Origin of the sequence: Pseudomonas sp. GD03842 (assembly GCF_029841165.1) — a bacterium.
In the GTDB taxonomy this organism is placed as follows: Bacteria; Pseudomonadota; Gammaproteobacteria; order Pseudomonadales; family Pseudomonadaceae; genus Aquipseudomonas.
In genome coordinates, this window is record NZ_JAOCEA010000001.1 from 505,604 (window position 1) to 524,005 (window position 18,402).

General features: G+C 55.1%; 18 protein-coding genes and 2 pseudogenes. 5 read left to right on the forward strand and 15 right to left on the reverse strand.

Annotated elements, in window-relative coordinates; genetic code table 11:
• Nucleotides 1–525 precede the first annotated feature (525 nt).
• Nucleotides 526–1,335: a phytanoyl-CoA dioxygenase family protein gene (locus N5D61_RS02310; RefSeq protein ID WP_279890490.1), complete on the forward strand. Its 810-nt coding sequence runs from the start codon at nt 526–528 to the stop codon at nt 1,333–1,335.
• Between the two features lie 69 nt (nt 1,336–1,404).
• On the opposite strand, the gene N5D61_RS02315 is transcribed toward N5D61_RS02310, so the two are convergent.
• The 4 genes from N5D61_RS02315 to N5D61_RS02330 all read right to left on the reverse strand — a co-directional run bounded on the left by N5D61_RS02315 (nt 1,405) and on the right by N5D61_RS02330 (nt 5,425).
• Entirely contained in the window at nt 1,405–2,697 is a 1,293-nt protein-coding gene (locus N5D61_RS02315; protein ID WP_279890491.1) for a citrate:proton symporter, read from the reverse strand.
• A 62-nt stretch (nt 2,698–2,759) separates the two neighbouring features.
• Nucleotides 2,760–3,449 (reverse strand): RraA family protein, encoded by a 690-nt coding sequence (locus N5D61_RS02320; protein WP_108236696.1) that lies wholly within the window; start codon nt 3,447–3,449, stop codon nt 2,760–2,762.
• A gap of 14 nt (nt 3,450–3,463) precedes the next feature.
• Nucleotides 3,464–4,435: a hydroxyacid dehydrogenase gene (locus N5D61_RS02325; RefSeq protein ID WP_279890492.1), complete on the reverse strand. Its 972-nt coding sequence runs from the start codon at nt 4,433–4,435 to the stop codon at nt 3,464–3,466.
• A gap of 102 nt (nt 4,436–4,537) precedes the next feature.
• Nucleotides 4,538–5,425: a LysR family transcriptional regulator gene (locus tag N5D61_RS02330; RefSeq protein ID WP_279890493.1), complete on the reverse strand. Its 888-nt coding sequence runs from the start codon at nt 5,423–5,425 to the stop codon at nt 4,538–4,540.
• 270 nt (nt 5,426–5,695) lie between these two features.
• Here N5D61_RS02330 and N5D61_RS02335 point away from each other — a divergent pair, with 270 nt between their 5' ends.
• From N5D61_RS02335 to N5D61_RS02350, 4 genes are read left to right on the forward strand one after another with little or no spacing between them, the layout of a single operon-like run.
• Nucleotides 5,696–6,739: an ABC transporter substrate-binding protein gene (locus N5D61_RS02335; RefSeq protein WP_279890495.1), complete on the forward strand. Its 1,044-nt coding sequence runs from the start codon at nt 5,696–5,698 to the stop codon at nt 6,737–6,739.
• A gap of 1 nt (nt 6,740) precedes the next feature.
• Complete coding sequence (locus N5D61_RS02340; RefSeq protein ID WP_279890497.1) at nt 6,741–7,556, forward strand: ABC transporter ATP-binding protein; 816 nt, start codon at nt 6,741–6,743, stop codon at nt 7,554–7,556.
• A complete protein-coding gene (locus tag N5D61_RS02345; protein WP_279890499.1) occupies nt 7,549–8,424 on the forward strand; it encodes an ABC transporter permease in 876 nt (291 codons plus the stop codon). Before N5D61_RS02340 ends, N5D61_RS02345 begins: the two co-directional genes overlap by 8 nt.
• The gene (locus tag N5D61_RS02350; RefSeq protein WP_279890500.1) at nt 8,421–9,458 is read left to right on the forward strand and encodes an amidohydrolase family protein; all 1,038 of its coding nucleotides are present in this window, start codon (nt 8,421–8,423) and stop codon (nt 9,456–9,458) included. Before N5D61_RS02345 ends, N5D61_RS02350 begins: the two co-directional genes overlap by 4 nt.
• Before the next feature lie 196 nt (nt 9,459–9,654).
• On the opposite strand, the gene N5D61_RS02355 is transcribed toward N5D61_RS02350, so the two are convergent.
• The 11 genes and pseudogenes from N5D61_RS02355 to N5D61_RS02405 form a co-directional block, all read right to left on the reverse strand.
• Complete coding sequence (locus tag N5D61_RS02355; RefSeq protein ID WP_279890501.1) at nt 9,655–10,536, reverse strand: hypothetical protein; 882 nt, start codon at nt 10,534–10,536, stop codon at nt 9,655–9,657.
• Nucleotides 10,469–11,050, reverse strand: coding sequence for a DUF4303 domain-containing protein (locus N5D61_RS02360; protein WP_279890503.1), 582 nt, complete (start codon nt 11,048–11,050; stop codon nt 10,469–10,471). The genes N5D61_RS02355 and N5D61_RS02360 overlap by 68 nt, the downstream gene beginning before the upstream one ends.
• Before the next feature lie 717 nt (nt 11,051–11,767).
• Nucleotides 11,768–12,229, reverse strand: a complete 462-nt coding sequence (locus tag N5D61_RS02365) for an Imm26 family immunity protein (protein ID WP_279890504.1) — start codon at nt 12,227–12,229, stop codon at nt 11,768–11,770.
• Between the two features lie 685 nt (nt 12,230–12,914).
• Entirely contained in the window at nt 12,915–13,382 is a 468-nt protein-coding gene (locus N5D61_RS02370; protein WP_279890506.1) for a hypothetical protein, read from the reverse strand.
• A gap of 201 nt (nt 13,383–13,583) precedes the next feature.
• Nucleotides 13,584–14,054 carry a hypothetical protein gene (locus N5D61_RS02375; RefSeq protein ID WP_279890508.1) on the reverse strand — a complete coding sequence of 157 codons (471 nt, stop codon included), beginning with the start codon at nt 14,052–14,054 and terminating at the stop codon, nt 13,584–13,586.
• A pseudogene (locus N5D61_RS02380) lies at nt 14,048–14,927 on the reverse strand (RHS repeat-associated core domain-containing protein); the annotation flags it as partial. The pseudogene N5D61_RS02380 and the gene N5D61_RS02375, both read right to left, overlap by 7 nt.
• Before the next feature lie 46 nt (nt 14,928–14,973).
• Nucleotides 14,974–15,297, reverse strand: coding sequence for a hypothetical protein (locus tag N5D61_RS02385; RefSeq protein ID WP_279890509.1), 324 nt, complete (start codon nt 15,295–15,297; stop codon nt 14,974–14,976).
• A 357-nt stretch (nt 15,298–15,654) separates the two neighbouring features.
• Nucleotides 15,655–16,386, reverse strand: a pseudogene (locus N5D61_RS02390) (RHS repeat-associated core domain-containing protein); the annotation flags it as partial.
• Entirely contained in the window at nt 16,337–16,567 is a 231-nt protein-coding gene (locus N5D61_RS26450) for a hypothetical protein (protein WP_347881571.1), read from the reverse strand. The gene N5D61_RS26450 and the pseudogene N5D61_RS02390, both read right to left, overlap by 50 nt.
• 381 nt (nt 16,568–16,948) lie before the next feature.
• On the reverse strand, nt 16,949–17,575 hold the full coding sequence (locus N5D61_RS02400) for a hypothetical protein (RefSeq protein WP_279890511.1): 627 nt from the start codon (nt 17,573–17,575) through the stop codon (nt 16,949–16,951).
• A gap of 10 nt (nt 17,576–17,585) precedes the next feature.
• On the reverse strand, nt 17,586–18,402 hold an 817-nt coding region (locus N5D61_RS02405; RefSeq protein ID WP_279890512.1), incomplete at its 5' end, for an RHS repeat-associated core domain-containing protein.

Genomic DNA, 18,402 nt, shown 5'->3' on the forward strand with positions numbered 1-18,402 from the left:
TCCGTGGAGAACCGACCATTCAAGTCGTGTGGTCGTAAAGCGCAGAGCGCGCCAACAGGGACAAAGCAAGTGGCATGCCACCTATTCGAGCGTCAGGCCTGATGGGGGCTGGGCGTCTGAAACTGGCGAGCAAACGTCACGACAACGCGGCGCGGGTCGAAAAAGCGCACCAAAACAACCCAAAGGAAAGGTGGTATGCCTCTTAATCGGACGGTTAACAAATGCGATCGGATCCCGTTGGACGGCCTGGTTTCGACTGCAATCGGTCTGCGCCCACGACTCAATAAAAAATAACCTATTGATTTTAATCGCATAAAAAACGACTACCCGACGCGTCAAAACGGTCGTGGAGAATTTAGGCCATCAATTAATGTGGCATACCCCGTTTTTGGGCATCGCGCCACGTTTCGCCAAATCATTGTTTTTCCTGGCATTGAGCCCGCATGCGTCAACCGGTGCCGTTCTGGCACATCACGTGCACTCTCTTGAAGGACACACTCCCCGCCCATCAAGACAGAGTGACCTATGAGCAAACACCTGACCCCCTTGCAAATCGAGCACTTCAATCAGCAGGGTTACGCCTTCCCCTTTCGCGCCCTGAGTGCCGAGGACGCCGCCCTTTACCGGTCGCGCATCGAGGCTTATGAAACGCATGTGGGGGCAGACGCCAACCTCTCACTCAAGATCAAGGCGCACCTCGTCTCCCCCGCCTTTGTCGAGTTGGCGCGCAACCCGCGCATCCTGGACGCGGTGGAAGATGTGATCGGGCCTGACATCCTGTTGTTCGGGGCGTCCGTTTTCGCCAAAAACGCCCATGACCCACGCTACGTGTCGTGGCATCAAGACTCGACGTATTTCGGGCTGTCGCCCCATGAGGAAGTGACCGTGTGGGTCGGCTTCACCGACGCCACGCCTGAGAATGGTTGCCTGCGTGTCCTGCCGGGCTCCCATCGCGAACCGGACTACCTGCATCAGGAAACCTTCGCCAAGGACAACATGCTGGCCAAGGGGCAATCGCTCATCGGTGTCGACGACAGCCGAGGCGTGGAAATGCCGCTGTCGGCAGGCGAATTTTCCATTCACCACGAACGAACCGCACACAGTTCACGGGCCAACACCACCGATGATCGTCGGATCGGTTTCGCCTTCTTCTACATTCCCACCCATGTGTCATCCACCATCGGCCGTCGGCGAGCAACACTGGTCCGCGGCGAAGATCGCTATGGCCACTGGGACGCAGAAGCACTCCCTGGCTGTGATTACGACCCAGCCTCGATGGCGCAACTGCACCAAGCCTGGGGGCAGTATCGCGACGGTGAAGTGAAGGGCGGCTGAAGTCCTTGCCCGGTCGCCCACCTGCGATGCTGGGCGCTGCTGACCGGGCCGGATGCCGGCTCCCTCGTCCTAGACGTCGGAGACCAGCGGGATCACCCCCGTCAACAGCGCAACCAGCAACAGCACCAGGCAACTGACCACCGACCACTTCATGGTGAAGCGCTGGTTCTCGGCATAGTCGAGCTTGAGCATGCTCACCACCAGGTAAGTGGAGGCCACCAGCGGGCTGAGGATGTGCACCGGCTGCCCGATCAACGAGGCTCGCGCCATTTCCACCGCGGTGATGCCATGATGCTGCGCGGTCTGGGCCAGGATCGGGAGGATGCCGAAATAGAACACGTCGTTGGAAACCAGCCAGGTGACGGGGATGCTCAGCAACGCCGTTATCACGGCCATGTACGGGCCCATGGATGAAGGAACAATCTTCACAAGGCCATCAGCGACGGCGTTCGCCATCCCGGTTCCGCCGAGAATACCCGTGAAGACCCCCGCTGCGAAAATCAGCCCGGCGACGGCGAGTATCGGAGGCGCATGCAGGGCCAACTGATCCTGCTGGGCTTTGAGGGTAGGAAAGTTGACGATGAGCGCCAGGCACGCGGCGATCATGAAGAGGTACGACAGGGGCAGCACCTCCAGGCAGAGGGCCAGCAGCAGCGCCGCGGTCAGCGTCCAGTTGAAGATCAGCCGCCAGCGGCTTTGGCAACGCAGCTGTGCGCGCTCGGAGAAATCACCGTTGAGGTCGATACCACCGCCCAGGCGGGTGCGTTCGCGGCGGCCAAACCACCAGGCCAGGCCGAAGGTGTACACCACGCTGGCGAGTAATGCGGGCAACAGGGGAACGAACATTTCCGCCATGTCCACGTGCATGGCGGTGGCCGCGCGGGCCGTGGGCCCGCCCCAGGGCATCATGTTGCCCAGCCCTGCCACCTGCAGCAACAGGCAGCACACCATCGGGCGCGACAAGCCTAGCCGGTGGTAGATCGGCAGAAACGCCGAGAGCACGATCATGTAAATGGTTGCGCCGTCGCCATCCAGCGCCACGACGAAGGCAAGCGCCACGGTCCCGATGAAAATTCTCACCGGATCGCCGCGCACCGCGCCTACGATACGCGCCACGAGGGGGTCGAACATCCCGGCTTCGGTCATGCACAGGAAATACAGCATGGCGAAGATCATCAACACACCATTGGGTGCGACCATCTTCAGACCGTCGATCACATACTTGCCCATCTCGGCGTGGAAACCGCCGATCAATGCAAACAGCGACGGGATCAGGATCAGCGCGGTCAGCGCAGACAACCGTTTGCTCATCAGTGTGTAGATGAAGCACGCCAGCATCACGCAACTTAGCGTAATCAACATATGAGGAACCTTTTCTTATAGTTGTTAGGTGTACCGCGCCGAGGCCGACCGACGGGGCTGTATCAGACGGGAAGCCCCTTGGCCCGTAACAGGGCGTCAAAGCGCTCAGGGTCGGCCGTACCCTCTTCGTTGCTTTTGCGGATGGCCGCCTCACGCTTCAGATGCGCCTGGGTCAGGGGCAAGAGCGCGGCGGCGTCGTCGGCCCGAATCGCGATGACGCCGTCCGCGTCCCCCAGCATCAGGTCCCCGGGCAGCACGGCGAGCCCTGCACAGGCGACCGGCACATTGATTTCACCGGGGCCCTCTTTGCTTGGCCCTCGGTGGGTGTGACCTGCAGCGAAAATCGGAACGATCCCTTCGGCCAGTTCTTCCAGGTCTCGCACGGCGCCATCGATCACCATGCCGCCCAGGCCCACCCGCAGCGCGGTCGTGCGCACGAGGCCGCCAATCACCGCCTGGCTGAGGTCACCTCCCCCGTCGATCACCAACACGTCGCCGGGTTTCACCATCATCAGGGCTTTGTGAATCATCAGGTTGTCGCCGGGGCGCACGCGCACCGTGAACGCTGGCCCGCACAGTTTCAGCGAAGGATCGCCATGGTACGCGCGCAGCCCACGCGCGCCGACGCAGCGGCCCATGCAATCGCCAGCCACGGCGACGGGTATGTCTCGAAATGCGGTCACCAGGTCCTCGGCGGGGCCTTCCACACGCGGGTTGATGCGATAGCCAGCAGGCCATTGGGAATGGGTCATGAAAACCTCGGGAGTCAGGACAGAACGGAAGGGTTCACGCAGGCGCTGGCCGCGGGCGGATTGCCGGCCAGAAACCCGAGAACATTGCGCACGGCCCCCTCGGCCATTGCCGCCAGGGCTGCGGGCGTCGAGCCGCCGACGTGAGGGGTGAGTACGACATTCGCCAGCGTCAGCAATGGATTGCCGGGCATCAGCGGCTCCTGTGCAGTGGTGTCGAGCCCCGCCGCGTAGAGGGCGCCGCTGCGCAGTGCGGCGATCAGTGCCGCCTCATCGACCACTTCGCCACGCGCGGTGTTGATCAGAATGGCGTCAGGAGGGAGTGCCGCCAATTCAGCGGTACCGATCAGGCCGCGAGTTTGCGGCGTCAGGGGAATGTGCAGGGACAAGACGTGGCTACGGTCGAGCAACTCCGCCAGGCTACCGGCGCGCTGGGCACCGTCGAGCTCGGCGTCCTGTGGCAAGAACGGGTCATAGACCCAGGCCGACATGCCCAACGCCTGGCACGCGCGCCAGAGCCTGCGCGCCACCTGGCCGAACCCCACCAGCCCAAGGGTGCGCCCACTCAACTCGATGCCATCTTGCGCACGGGACCAACGACCGTCGCGCAGTTGTGCGTCCATCCAGGCGATTCGTCGGGCTGCGGCGAGCAGCAGCCCCAGCGCCATTTCTGCGACGGATTGGGCGTTGGCACCTGGGGTGACGTAAACCGGGATGCCCCGGGCGGTTGCTGCATCCACGGCGATGTTGCTCACGCCAACGCCATGCTTGCTGATGACTTTGAGTCGCGGCGCGCCTTGAATGGCAGCCGCGCTCAGCGTCAGCGTGCGTGAAATGACGGCATCGACTGGCTCATCGACCAGGACCTTCTCGATGGTTGCGCCGTCGGCCGATTCGGGCAGGTAGATGACGCGGTGTCCGCCCGCCTCCAGCAACTGGCGACCGGCAGGCGCGAGGGTCGGGGCGGTGACGAGAATCGTATAGGGCATATGCTGTTCCAGCCTTTTTTGTTCTTGGATGGCTGAGAGTATTGCGGCCTCTATCGTTCACTTCCATTATCGTTTTTTCAGTTAGTCTTTCCTTCGAGGAAACTATTGACTCACCTCGACCATCAGCGCCATGAAGCGTCGGGTGGCCGGAGACAGGTACGCGTTGCGGCGGTGCAAAATCCCGAAGCGCCTGCGCAAGGTCAGCGCCGCGCCCTGCACCTGGACCTCCACCAAGCCGTATGCACGACCGAACGGGGCCAGGTTGCGGCGCGAGATGAAGCTCAGCAGACGGGTTTCGGCGATTAGCTGCGGGGCCGCCGCAATCGCGTTGGTGACGATCGCGACAGCCGGTGCCGGGTGACCGTGCTGGATGAACGTTGCATCGAGCCATTGCCGGGTCGCCACCGTCGGCGGGGACAGCAGCCAGCGATGGTCAGTGAAATCGGACAGCGACACCGTCTGACTGGCCAGTGGATGCGCCTGATGCGCAACCACCACCACTTCATCGCCACTGACCTCGTGCTCGAGCAGTTCCTCATCGTCCGCACCGCCCAGCGGGCCGACGACGATATCCAGTCGCCCTTTGCGCAATTGCTCGCGCAGCACGTCGTTCATGCCGATCTGCAATTCGACGACAACGTTTGGCGCCTCGCATTGCAGGGCGCTGCAGGCCGCGGGTAACAGGTAATCGGCACTCGTCGCGGCAGCCCCTACCCGAATACTGCCGCTCAAACCCTGCCCCAGCGCCGCGGTTTGCCGCTGCGCCTGATGGATCAGGTGCTCGACCTCAAGCGCATGGGCCAGCACCAACTCGCCCGCTTCGCTGAGCCGGATGCTCCGTCCCACACGCTGGAACAACTCCGCGGCGTACTGCTGTTCAAGGCGGTCGATGCATTTGGACAAGGCGGAAGGTGAAATATGGAGCGCCTCGGCGGCGCGGCCGAGATGCCCGAGCTGGGCCACTTTGATGAAATACGTAAGGTCCCGCATGCGCTCCCACTCGGTCAGGCAGAGAGGACAGTATAGGGACTGAGCATCGCGCTGGCACGTCAGGCCTCAACCGCTGGACTTCTTGCTCAACGCGACAGAGATATGCCCGTTAATCGAAACGGCATTCCATAGAATGATCTCGGTTAAATGTAAAAACCACTCGTTCGAATAGATAATCACGACTTCAGCGATAACAGTTGACGTCTGCTGGCCGTCCTGCATAGCCTAATGGAAACACCATTTCAAAAATAACAATCGTGGAGTTTGCCCGTGTCGCTATTCGACTATTTCCGTTATGCCCCTCGCCCCCGCGCACAATTTGCCGTCGCTGCACTGAGCGCCGCGCTGGCTATCACCTGCATGTCGCGTGCTCAAGCACAAACCGAGCAGGCTGAAGTGACGGTCGCGGTCCAGTATGGCTATGCCTATCTGCCGGTCACCGTTGCCGACAAGCTTGGCTACTTCACCGAAGCCGCGACTGAGCGCGGCCAACCGGAAACCCGATTCGTCATCAAGCGCATCAGTGGCGCCGCGTCCATCAACGACGCCTTGATCAGCAACAGCGTCGACATCGGCGGCTACGGCCTGTATGGCACGCTCACTGCCTGGCAGAAAACTCAGGGCAAGATCGACATCAAGGCGCTGTGCGCGCTGGTCGCCGGAGACAACGGGTTGTACGTCAACGATCCGTCCATCAAAAGCCTGGCTGACTTCAAGCCCGGCGACAAGATCGCCGTCACGGCGCCCAACAGTCAGCAGGCCGCTCTCTTGCAGATGGCCGCCGAACAGGCCTTCGGCCAGGGCAAAGCCCACCAGATGGACAGCCTGATGGTGGCCCTTCCCCATCCCGACGCCATTTCCAGCTTGCTCAATAAAGCAGGCATCAAGGGCTACATTGGGCCAAACCCCTACAGCTACCTGCTCGACCATGACGAACGGGTCAGCAAGCTCTTCGATTTTTCCAAGCAGCTCAACATGCGCATGACCAGCGGCGTGCTGGCCACCACCGGGAAATTCGTCAAGCAGAACCCCCAATTGACCGAGGCGGTGGTCGCGGCAATCGCCAAAGCGGATGACTTCATTCGCGACAACCCTCAGCGGGCCGCGGAGCTGTTTCTGGCCAGTGAACCCTCGAAGCTGACCCCTGAGCAAACCCAGGACATGCTCGCCAAGGTGCGTAACGAATGGGGCATTCAACCCTCGGGCGTCATGAACCTGGCTGCGTTCATGGTGCGCACGGGTGCTTTGAAGGAGGCACCGACCGATTGGCGCCAGGTGTTCTTCGATCCCGTGGCCAAAGGGGAAGGCAATTGATATGGGCGCGCTTCCTTTGAACACCCCGACTGTGTCGCTTGAAAGCCAGGCGCTGCTCACCGTGGCGGGCGTCACCCTGCAGTACAAGACACGCGACGAGCTCATCACGGCCACCCATGCCGTGTCGTTCGACGTGAAAGAGAACGATCGCTTCATTCTCCTGGGCCCATCGGGTTGCGGAAAGTCCAGTTTGCTGAAGAGTGTCGCGGGCTTTTTGCCCCCTGCGGCCGGGACGATCCGGCTCCACGGCAAGACCATTCAAAAGCCTGGGCCGGATCGCATGATGGTGTTTCAGGAGTTCGATCAACTCATGCCCTGGAAGACGGTCCTGGGCAACATCATGTTTCCCATGTTGATGACCAAACGCTTTCCCGCTCAGGAAATCCCCGAGCGCGCTCTTCGTGTCGCCAGCAAAGTGGGGCTGGAACGCTTCAAGGACGCCTACCCTTACCAACTGTCGGGCGGCATGAAGCAGCGGGTGGCCATCGCTCGGGCCCTGGCCATGGAGCCGGCCATTCTCCTCATGGATGAGCCGTTCGCCGCGCTGGATGCACTGACGCGGCGTCGGATGCAGGAGGAACTGTTGGAGCTCTGGGCGCAGACGCCCTTCACCCTGATGTTCGTGACCCACTCCATCGAGGAGGCCATTCTGCTGGGGTCTCGCATTCTCGTGCTGACTCCGCATCCGGGCCAGGTGCGGGCCGAACTCGATGCCGTCGAACACGACTTTTCAACCCAGGGCAGCGAGGGCTTCGCCAGCCTGCACCGGCGTATCAACCACATGCTGTTCGGCGACCAGGATACCGCTCATGAATAAGCCAACGCTGCAACCTCGCCCTGATGTCGAATACACCCCCTCCCCAGTCGGGAAGATCGGGGATATCGCCCGGGAGCTCAGCCCTCTCGAGCGCTGGATGGGTCATGCCGGCGTGCGCCGTACGCTGGTGCTGATCGTCCTGGCAGTGCTGTGGGAAGCCTACGCCCGCTACCTGGGAAACGACTTGATGTTCCCCACCTTTAGCGCGACCGTCACCGCACTTTGGGGTGATCTGGCGAATGGGGTCCTGCCGATGGCGGTGGTGAGCTCCATGAAGGTGCTGCTGATGAGTTACGGCCTGGCGGTAGCGATTGCGGCGGTGTTGACGACGCTGGCAGTCTCCACGCGCATCGGCACAGACATCCTGTCCACCTTGACGGCCATGTTCAACCCACTGCCCGCGATCGCCATCCTTCCCTTGGCGATGCTCTGGTTCGGGTTGGGGGTGCAGAGCCTGATATTGGTCATCGTTCATTCGGTGCTCTGGGCGGTATCGCTCAATGCCTACTCGGGTTTCCGATCCGTAAGCCAGACCCAACTGATGGCGGGGCGAAACTACGGCCTCACTGGCGTGCGACTGGTGTTAAGGATTCTCATACCCGCCGCTGTGCCCTCGATCCTTGCCGGTTTGAAAATAGGCTGGGCGTTTGCGTGGCGAACGCTGATCGCCGCGGAACTGGTTTTTGGGGTGTCGGGCAATTCCGGCGGGCTTGGCTGGTACATCTTCCAAAACCGCAATGCGCTGGAAACCCCCAACGTTTTCGCCGGGCTGTTGACGGTGATCATCATCGGTCTGGTCGTCGAAGGTGTGGTGTTCCGCAGCATCGAAGTGCTCACCATTCGTCGCTGGGGGATGCATAATTCATGACCCACACGCCCGCTTCACCCCATGCGCCGGTGCGCCCTGACTGGCTGGCGGCGGTCAAAGAACGCCCGTTGGACCCCCAGCGGGTGATCGTCGACCCTCATCATCACCTGTGGGACCGCCCAGGTCAGCGTTACCTCGGCGAGGAACTGCTGGAGGATGTCGAAGCTGGCCACCAGGTGGTCGCCACCGTGTACGTGCAATGCAGGTCGATGTACGACCTGCAACGCCCCGAAGCGTTGCAGCCGGTCGGTGAGGTGCGTTTCGCTACGGAGGTTGCCAAACGATCGCCGCGCGGGATTCAACTTTGCGCAGGGATCGTGGGGGGCGCCAACCTGCGGCTGGGGCATGCGGTGGCACCGGTCCTTGACGAGATGATCGAGGTCAGCGAGGGGCGCCTGTGTGGCATACGCAACGCCACGGCCTGGCACGCCGACCCGACCCTGATCTCCAACCCTATGCCGCCGCCCGGCGGCATTCTGCTCGATCCGTCCTTCAGCCAAGGCGTCTCGAGACTGACGGAGCGCAATCTGACACTGGATATCTGGGCCTATCACACTCAGCTCGCGGAGGTCATCCAGCTGGCCCAACAGCACCCGGATCAGCAGATCATCCTCGACCACGCGGGCGGCCCACTGGGCGCGGGCCCCTACAGAGGGAAGCAGGTCGACGTCATGCAGGCTTGGGACGCATCGCTGCGCACACTCGCCGAATGTCCGAACGTGCAGATCAAACTCGGCGGCCTGGGCATGCGCGTCAACGGCTTCGACCTCGATCAACGCGCCTCCCCTCCCGATTCGTGCACCGTTGCCGAGTTATGGGGGCCTTACCTGCTGCGTTGCATCGAGATTTTCGGCGTGGAACGCTGCATGTTCGAAAGCAATTTTCCCGTCGACAAGGGTATGGTCAGCTACGGCGTGCTCTGGAACGCCTTCAAGCGGATCACGGCGCATTTCAGCGAAGACGAAAAGAACGCCCTGTTCAGCCGGAACGCGGCCAGGACCTACAAACTGGATGAAACGTGGTTGGGACGATAAAGATCAGGAGGTTTGTTCAAACCTACTAAGGCCACTGCTCGACCTTTCGATCTTGGCAACGAGCTTCGCCATTCGGATTTCGCGATCGGTTTGAAACATGATGATAGCCAAAGCAAGCGATGAGCTTGCCTTGGCCAGGGGAGCAATCCAGGGGCGTCAATCCCCGCTGCGGGTGAGCGCCGTTAAGGCGAGAAGGTCACGCCAGATCGGGCGTCGGTTCCGCGAAGTCGAGTTGCTTGGCGTGAAGTAATACCTCCAGTGTCGCGAGGAATACGTCATGGCTGAGGATCCCTGTGGCGATTGTCGACAGCATGGGCTTCCCGTGCTCGTCCACGAGCGTGATCTTTTCGCTCCAGGTGTTCAGATCCACCGATGCCAGGCTCGACAACGGCATTTTGCGTCCCTCTACCTCAAGCCACTCCCGAGTCATCGTGATGGACTGGGTCTTGATGTTCAAAAAGTCCCCGCCCATCCGCTTGCCCCAAACCTGCCCGGTGTCAACGAACCTGAACGTCACCGCCTCACCTGACTCCAGGGCGTTGAGCACGATCGGCACACGTGCACGCACGTGTAACTCACGCACCAACTGCTGAAATTCATAGAAGCTTTTGAGGGATGCGATCACTCGGTGAAAGGGGTCGTGTTCAGTACGCCGGTACGCCAGGTTCGTGATCAAGCCGGTGAACGCAGCCTGCCCCGACGCGAACAGGTACAGATCCTCGATCTCGGCAAAAGGGGTGTAGTGCCGGCCCGCACGGTCGATTGCCGCAATACCCTGCTCGTACACCTCATACTGAGTGCCGCGCAGCTTCTTCTGCCAAAGGTGAATGCCAAACAGCACGGCAGCGAGGACCACCAGAAACCCGCTGGCCGCGTAGATCACCAAAACGGGATTGGAGCCAGCACTGCCGCCGACTCCGTTTGTTGGCAAGATCGTGCTCAGATACAGCACGAAGCCGGCGAGCGCCAGCATCACAATGCTGAATAGAAGCGTGAAAACCACAAGCCCTTTACCGTGGGCGAAGGCCTTGATGAGCGGCCCGGTGTCTGTGGAGGTATTGAGAGTTGATGTATGCATTGCTACCTACTTCCTTGCAAGCGTTGATGGGAAATAGCCTTTTTAGGCTGGGGCTGGACCAGCATTTTTTACGATGGGTGTGAGTGAGGTGCTGTTGTCGAGCCTGGGTTGATATATGAAAGAAACGATCCTTGACCAATTGCTCTAAGGCACCAGTCATGGCCTGCAAAACCTTAATTTTGAAAGTGTCAAACTCAGATCGGTCACCGCTTTCTCGCAAGTCTCTGTTTATTTCTTTAAAAAACTCACCCCCTCCCGCCTCATGAGCCCATTCCGCAGATGCCCATCGATAATAAGCGATATTTTCTTCAGTTTTTTCTTCATCCTTCAATTCCTGTCCTATTTTATAGTTTAAATCCTCCATTGAATTGGCAGATGGGCTTATGCTCATCGCGTCGCTATCGGTGTAAAGAACATAAGCATAAAAATCTTTACTCGGATATTTTTCGCCTAGCCCCTTGAATGCTAATTTAGTGGCTTCATAAATTCGATCTTGCAGTCCAGCCCAGTTCATACAAACCTTCCATGTTCAACTGCCGAAAATTTCGGCGCCAATTTTTTTGCAATTCTGTCTTTATAGACGCCCTAGCTTGCTCAAGAGGTAAGTCCATTGCCTGGATTGACTTATCGGCGGCTTCTAGCTTCGAGGCACCAAGCTTAGCATCAGCAATGGTGTGTCCCTGGTTTGCCAACTCTGCGTCCGAGGCTGTCGTAGCGATAGGTCCCGATACTTTCCAACTTGCCGTAGCTTAGCGTCTCCGCCCTGACCAGCCGATTCTCAGAGTCGCAGCTAAAGGTTTGCACCTTGCTCAAGCTCACACCCTTTTCAATCAGATTCCTGATCGCGCCAGCACTTGATGCGGTTGTCTTTGACGTGGTCGAACTGGCGGGTGTTGAAGTTCAGTCGGTTCGACGCGGGTCGTATTCGTAGCTGCGGCGCATGGGCTGTTGGGTGTGATCCACCAAAAGGCTGTTATCGCCTGGGCTGTGGATCTGGGAAGTTTTTTGCCTAAATCGTGAGTGCTTACTATCAGTGCTCGCGCCTCATGGGTTTATATCTTAAGTAACTTGTGAGATGCCTTGCGTGCGACGGGCCTCCTTGCAGAATTCATCGCGATCTCGGCCCTGCACAACAGGTCATAGCTGGGGTTGCAAGTTATATTGCTTGAATATCCTCAGATATCAACGAGCACGGCGGATAACTGAAGTGCCGCTATCATCCACTGGAAGGCTAAAGTCCAAGTTCCTCAATCACATCTATCTCGCCCAATGGCGAATAATCAGGCAGTTTTTTAGCATCAGATTCGGCAATGGGCTCCTGATTATCGAATATATCGACCTTTTTGCAAGAGCCACCTACACCCAATGTGAAGTATGTAGGCTCATCAACTGATGGGCTGTATCCCTCTTGATGGGCGACTATCCTCCAGTCTCCCTCCATTTTACGATCAAATAACCCGTAGGAATCGAGAATTACAGGACGGCCTACACGCTTAAAATCCAGCTGCTCTGGATTCGGACTATCAGAGACCTTATCAAAAATCTCAGCCACGTGACCTAACTTATTGCGAGTCATGATTCTGCCAAAACGATATCCATGTTGAACGGGAAAACAAAATATATCGCCCACCTTAATACTGCGCAAAGCAGTCTTAGCCCTCAAATCCCAACCATAAATCTTCACGTCAGTCATCCAAATCCCCTGCGCTAACTGCAGTATTTGAAGCGCATTTGACCTTGTAGTTTTTCTTCGAAACTAGCCTGCCTAGAGGCCCGTCGAGTCGTGTTGTTTCTATCGAAAGAATTTATCTTATTTTGGCAATTAGCTAAAGAAATTTTTCACCTAGGATACCAATGTTCGTACCGTAGTGATCTATAGATGCCTGCTCATACCCTCTAGCTTGAGGATATGTTACATCAGTATCTACCGGCGTCATTCTGGCTTCCTGTTTTAGCCTGCCGATTTGAGCATGCTCCACGCGGCGCCTGGATAGATCATCTGTTATTCCAACATAGTGGGGTTTATCAGGGCCTTCATCAAACAGACCATATACGTAATATCCCCGACACTCTCATGCTCCTAGCTTAGCGGATCAAACCATATAATCGGGTTCCGTGAACAGTGATATACATTTTTCAACCAAATCACCCAGTCGGACTCTGCGTTATAAACCGACTTATCCCCGTATCGTAATACCGAAACGTGTTGTACTGCTGCTCCATCTCTCCGTCCACCAATTTGCCAGCATCACATTCGACCTGATAAAAAATCTGTCGAAACATAATAGATGCAGGTGACATAGGCTTATAATAAATTTCCATCTCAGTCGAATCAAACACACTCCGACCGTAGCATTAACCTCCCAATATTATTTCCATCAAGCCAATTCGAAGAAGTCTTCAAGAAACTCATTAAAATTAGACCATTGGGGCCTCAACCTTCCGATTTTAAAATCGCTCAGAGAATCACCCAGTGAGAGCTCGACAACTTCTCCCGACGACCTATTGTAGAAAAAACCATATTCCCCTTCAAAAGCATCTATTGGAAAAAACTCTAAGGGCAAGCCGAGGGTCTCATGCGTTCTTTTCAGAGCCAAATCAAAATTTGTATTTTTTAGAAACCAACACACCTGGTAAATCTCTTTACCCCTGCTAATAAAGGTTGGTCCATCTTCAGCATGAAGATAGAACTGACAAAAGTCGCTTGAAATGTCAAAGCCATTTTTCTTGAGCATCACCTCATACTCGACGCTGACGTCGTCGTACCACCATCCATTAAGTTTGCAGTAGTCGGTAATTTTTTTTGAAATCATATTATCATCCAAGATTAAAGCACCTTTGGCCATGGAGCGTCGAAGTAACTAGACCAACGTCGCACCACTATTGCGATTGATGACTTCGATAAAAAGTTTCTTACATAGCCTTGTCAAAAATCAACGGGCATTTGGGTCGCAACACATTAAAATCCCCTTTTAGCAAAAGATGTTCATCGTAAACTCAACAATATCGTTTGTATAGTTCGATGCAGAGTTGAGGGCCCTGTACTTTCAACGTATGAAACCCATAATTTCTTTTGCATACACACTGGCCTTGGGGATTCTAGAGGACTTTAGATAAGCTTCTAAATACTGGCTACCTTTCTTAGCTAGTAAAAACTCAATGCCGTTACCTAATAAAAAGCCACGAGCGTACCCTTGGGATACTACCTTACTGTCTTTATCCGATTCATCGGGCTCCTCTCCTGGTGGATAATCTTGCTCATCCGGCACGCAGTTTAACTTTTTATACTTTACAGTCGAAAAAGCTTTCAAGCTTTTCGCATTCATAACAAACAAGCTTTCCAGCTCTTCGGGCGTTAAGCCTGAGCGAGTGATTGATGCACCGTCCATATCGGAAAAAACATCTTCATAGCTGTCCAGAACTTTAATATTCAACTCGGCTTTAAGCTCATCAATCAACCTCGCGTAACAATCAGAATTTATGACGCGCTTCGCCAATTCAGAGTTTATATTCACCAAACGTCTACCCCTTTAACTATTTTGATTAAATTTGAGCCTAAATGTCGGAATGAATCGACGGCCTCATGCTCCCATGGGGTAAGTGAAAGCAAGTTTGACGTCTCGTGCACACCTGCCCCACAAATACGCTGAGGTATATTACTACGATGAAGCTCCATAGAGACGTCTTTCTGACTTACCTCAAAAGCCCTACGATTCACTACCTCTACGGTAATTTTAGGAGCCTTACCTTCAGACATGCGTGCAATATTTGCGGGAGAGTATGCTCTTGATGGAGCTTTTGCTTCGGCTTTCCAATATTTACTTCGTGCCGTACTCAGGCACTCCCAGCCCCATTGATCAATCCATGCCGTTGGATTAGGGACATACCTGTAGAAGTTCATCCCCCCATCTAACCCAATCGGATCTTGCGTGATAAACCGCCCAATCCCCGGATCGTAATACCGAAGCGTATTGTAGTGCAGCCCCGTCTCGTCGTCGAAATACCGCCCCTGAAACCTCAGGTTCTGCTCGACCATCGTTGATGGCAAGCGTTTCGATTTCACCCCAAGCCTTGTAAGTCGCCTGCCAGACAATACTGCCATCGACATCCGCTATTTCGATCGGCGTACCGATTTGGTCGGTGTGGAAGTAGTAGGGGCTCTACTGTTCCTCGCCCTCATTTCATCGACACGGGCCAGTGGCGCGTAGCTGCTAGGCTCATAGATGTAAAGGCTGCTCGGCCAGGGCGGTTCCTTGCAAAGCATGCGCAAGTCTTGCCAGAGAAAATACTTGTGCTCGGTCTCGCCGTTCATCTCTTGTCTATGAACTCTTGCCTGCCCTGCGCCCGAAACAGCCGTAGCGGTAGGTCCCGACGCTTACCAGCTTGCCGTTATTCCCCACTGTCCAACTCGTGCCGCGGCTGAGCAGTTGGCCACTTTTAGCTCTTTCTGATCTTTGTGAGTCCTTTATTAAGTCTACTTATATTTGTTGGATCTCCACCTCGATCTAAGTAAGTAAACCAACCCGGTATGACCTTCTTAAAAAGCTCAACACACTCGGGCTTAGCATTAGATTTTTTAAGTATAAAATCAATACGCAAACTTTCATCCTCATCAAAAGGCTCGATGAAAATCAAATCATTGTCTTTCAAAAACCTCATTAGCATAGTAATATTCAGCATAATACTTTCGCGATACTCCTTGGATTTTTTCGCATTATAAAGCGTATTCATATTACAAAGCGTGAAATCAAGCTCATTCATAGTGCCGCCTATTAGTTCGCTCGATAAATATCAGAAATATTAGCAACTTCGATTGGCTGTTTGGTTTGAGGATCTTTCACGAAGATCCCCCCCCCACACATCACGAATTCTCTCCTGTTTTAATATCTGCTCAATTTTTTTAGCTGTCCGACTTATTATTTCTTTGGCGGAGCCAGTGCCATCGGGATTTTTCACCACAAGTCTCTCCCCTGTGAGCGAATCTTTAACGGACTTTCCTTCCGCGTTACGAAGATAGCGCTCTGCTAGCACATTCTTTTTTCCATATCGTTTTTCGAATACTGCTTTGGCTCTAGCTTCACGTGCTGTGCCAGCCACTTTATTGGGAGTACACTCCCATCCCCAAGGATCAATCCAACCCGTTGAACTCGGCACATAGGCGTAACGATTATATCCACCAAACAACCCAATCGGATCCTGAGTTATAAACCGCCCAACCCCCGGATCGTAGTACCGAAACGTGTTGTAGTGCAGCCCCGTCTCGTCGTCGAAATACTACCCCTGAAACCTCAGGTTCTGCTCGACTTCGTTGACGGCAAGCGTTTCGATCTTACCCCACGCCTTATACGTCGCCTGCCAGACGATGCTGCCATCGGCGTCCGTCATTTCCAGCGGCGTGCCAATCTGGTCAGTGTGGAAGTAGTAGACCTTCTGTCCTGTCTCACCCTCCTGCTGGTCGACGCGGGCTAACGGGGCGTAGCGGTTGGGCTCGTAGACGTAGAGGCTGCTCTGCCAAGGTGTTTCCTCGCGCAGCAGGCGCAGGCCTTGCCAAAGGAAATCTTTGTGCTCGGTTTTGCCTTCAATTTCGGAGGTTTTGCCGATTCGTCTTCCGAGTCTGTCCTATCTATAAGTGCCCGTGCTGTGCAGCTTGCCGTTATGTAGCGTCTCAGCCCTGACCAGCCGATTTTCGCAGTCGTAGCTGAAGGTCTGGAGGCTGGTCAGCCCTACCCGTTTTTCGATCAAATTGCCCCACGCGTCGTAGGCCTATTCCTGATCACGCCATTTTTTGATGCGGTTGTCTTTAACGTGGTCGAACTGACGTAGTTTGAAGTTCAGCCGGTTCGCCGTCGGGCTTGCGTTCAAGCTGGGTGGTCTGGTCCAGAGCATCGGTGACGGCGATCAGTTGGGCTCGGTCGTCGTACCGGTAGAACGTGCTTTTGCCCGAGCAGTCCTGAAAGCGCTCGACCTGGGCCGGGTTGTTCCACCACAGGTATTTGGACGTGTGGGTCGCATCGATGATGGTGTGGGGCAGCCCGTCGTCGTCGAGGTCTTGTGGCCGAGTACATCAATTTCGGCGATGAGGTTGCCCTGATCGTTGTAGCGCGCCTGCCAGTTCCAGATCGACAAAAGGAATGCTGCGGCGCAGGCTTTGTTCCGACGACAACCCCCAGTCTTTGCCCAATACATTGTCAACGTTGAGGTCGCTGGCTTAAATACGTGACCATTCAATGGGCATCGGGCCGGGAGGATCTGGTTTACCAGCGTCGAAAAGCATATTGCGACGGAGGCCTCGACCATGAAACTATGAAAATCGGTTGAGACATTAGTGTCAAGTAAGGGTAGTTTATATTTTTAAAGAGCCAGCCGCTTATCATTATCAGATTGTCACACCAACGCTCACGCGACCCACCTCTTAAAAATCCAACCTAGCGTCATACACAATGTCCTCAATGTAGCTGAATTTGAAACCTTTCATGTTTGAACATTCAATCGCCTGCTTAAGCTCGGGAGAAAAAACATATTCCTCCATAAGCAACTCACTACAAATAAAAAAATCTAAACTCTGAACGCTTTTCTTCAGCTTGAAGTCCGATATTAGATCGTAGATATAACGCCCTTCGTGATAGCTGTCTTGTTCAATCGCTCCTGTGCGAGGATCAATCCTGAGTTCAAATGAAGAGTTGTCAGCATCTAGCAACGACCTAATTTCCCGGCTACGAATCAAAGCATACTTATTGTCGGATTTTACTTTGGCTCCTTTTGCTTTTAAGAAAACGGAAACCTCTACAATGTCGATCGCACCATGTTCAAATTGCGTTATGATTTTCAACATTTTTTCAGAGCATATAAATTCAGAGCCAAAATAAAAAAAATCAGGTTCGAATACCTCATAATCCGTGAGAAAGTTAAGAACGGTAGGTGGCTTCGGGAACCGTTCATCTGAATAATCATTTGAGTTCCAATTGTAACCAACCAGCTCTCCATATATACTACCTGATGGGCAACCCAGCTCGCCGCCTTTATACTTTATCAAATACATAATTCTTCACCTAACAAAGTCTGCCACTTGAATTGATTGGTACATTTTTGTTCAAAATATTGCTTCTCCATTTGTTCTGTATGGATTTTAGTCCTAACGCCAAATCCATATCAGAGAGGCGCCCAGCCCTGAAAGCAGTGTTCAACTTAGCGACATCGCTTTCGACCAACCCGCTATAATCGACATGATTGCTCCAATGCCCAGGGAGGTCTAGAGTTTGAGCCATAGCTTTAGTTCTGGGCAATTCGATACCATTTGAAGCGCCATCTGGCTTGAATCCAAAAGACTTAGCCCTATCAAACATATCCGGATATTTTTTCATCACCTCCTCAGGAATAATGTGGTGGGCTGCGTGCATATCTCCAGATTTCATTCCGAGGTCCACTCGCAAGTCTCTACTAGAAAGGCCTGCCGGATCGATCCAATTTATCGGATCGTTGGCATACTTGTATAAGCTATGTCCGCCCAATAAACCTATCGGATCTTGCGTTATGAACCTCCCCACCCCCGGATCGTAATACCGAAACGTATTGTAGTGCAGCCCCGTCTCGTCATCGAAATACTGCCCCTGAAACCTCAGGTTCTGCTCCACTTCGTTGACGCTCAGCGCTTCGATCTCACCCCAGGCCTTGTACGTCGCTTGCCAGACAATACTTCCATCAACGTCCGTCATCTCCAGCGGCGTGCCGATCTGGTTGGTGTGGAAGTAGTAGACCTTCTGTGCTGTCTCACCCTCCTGCTGGTCGACACGGGCCAGCGGTGCATAGCTCCCCGGCTCGTAGACGTAGAGGGTGCTCTGCCAAGGTGTATCCTCGCGCAGCAGGCGT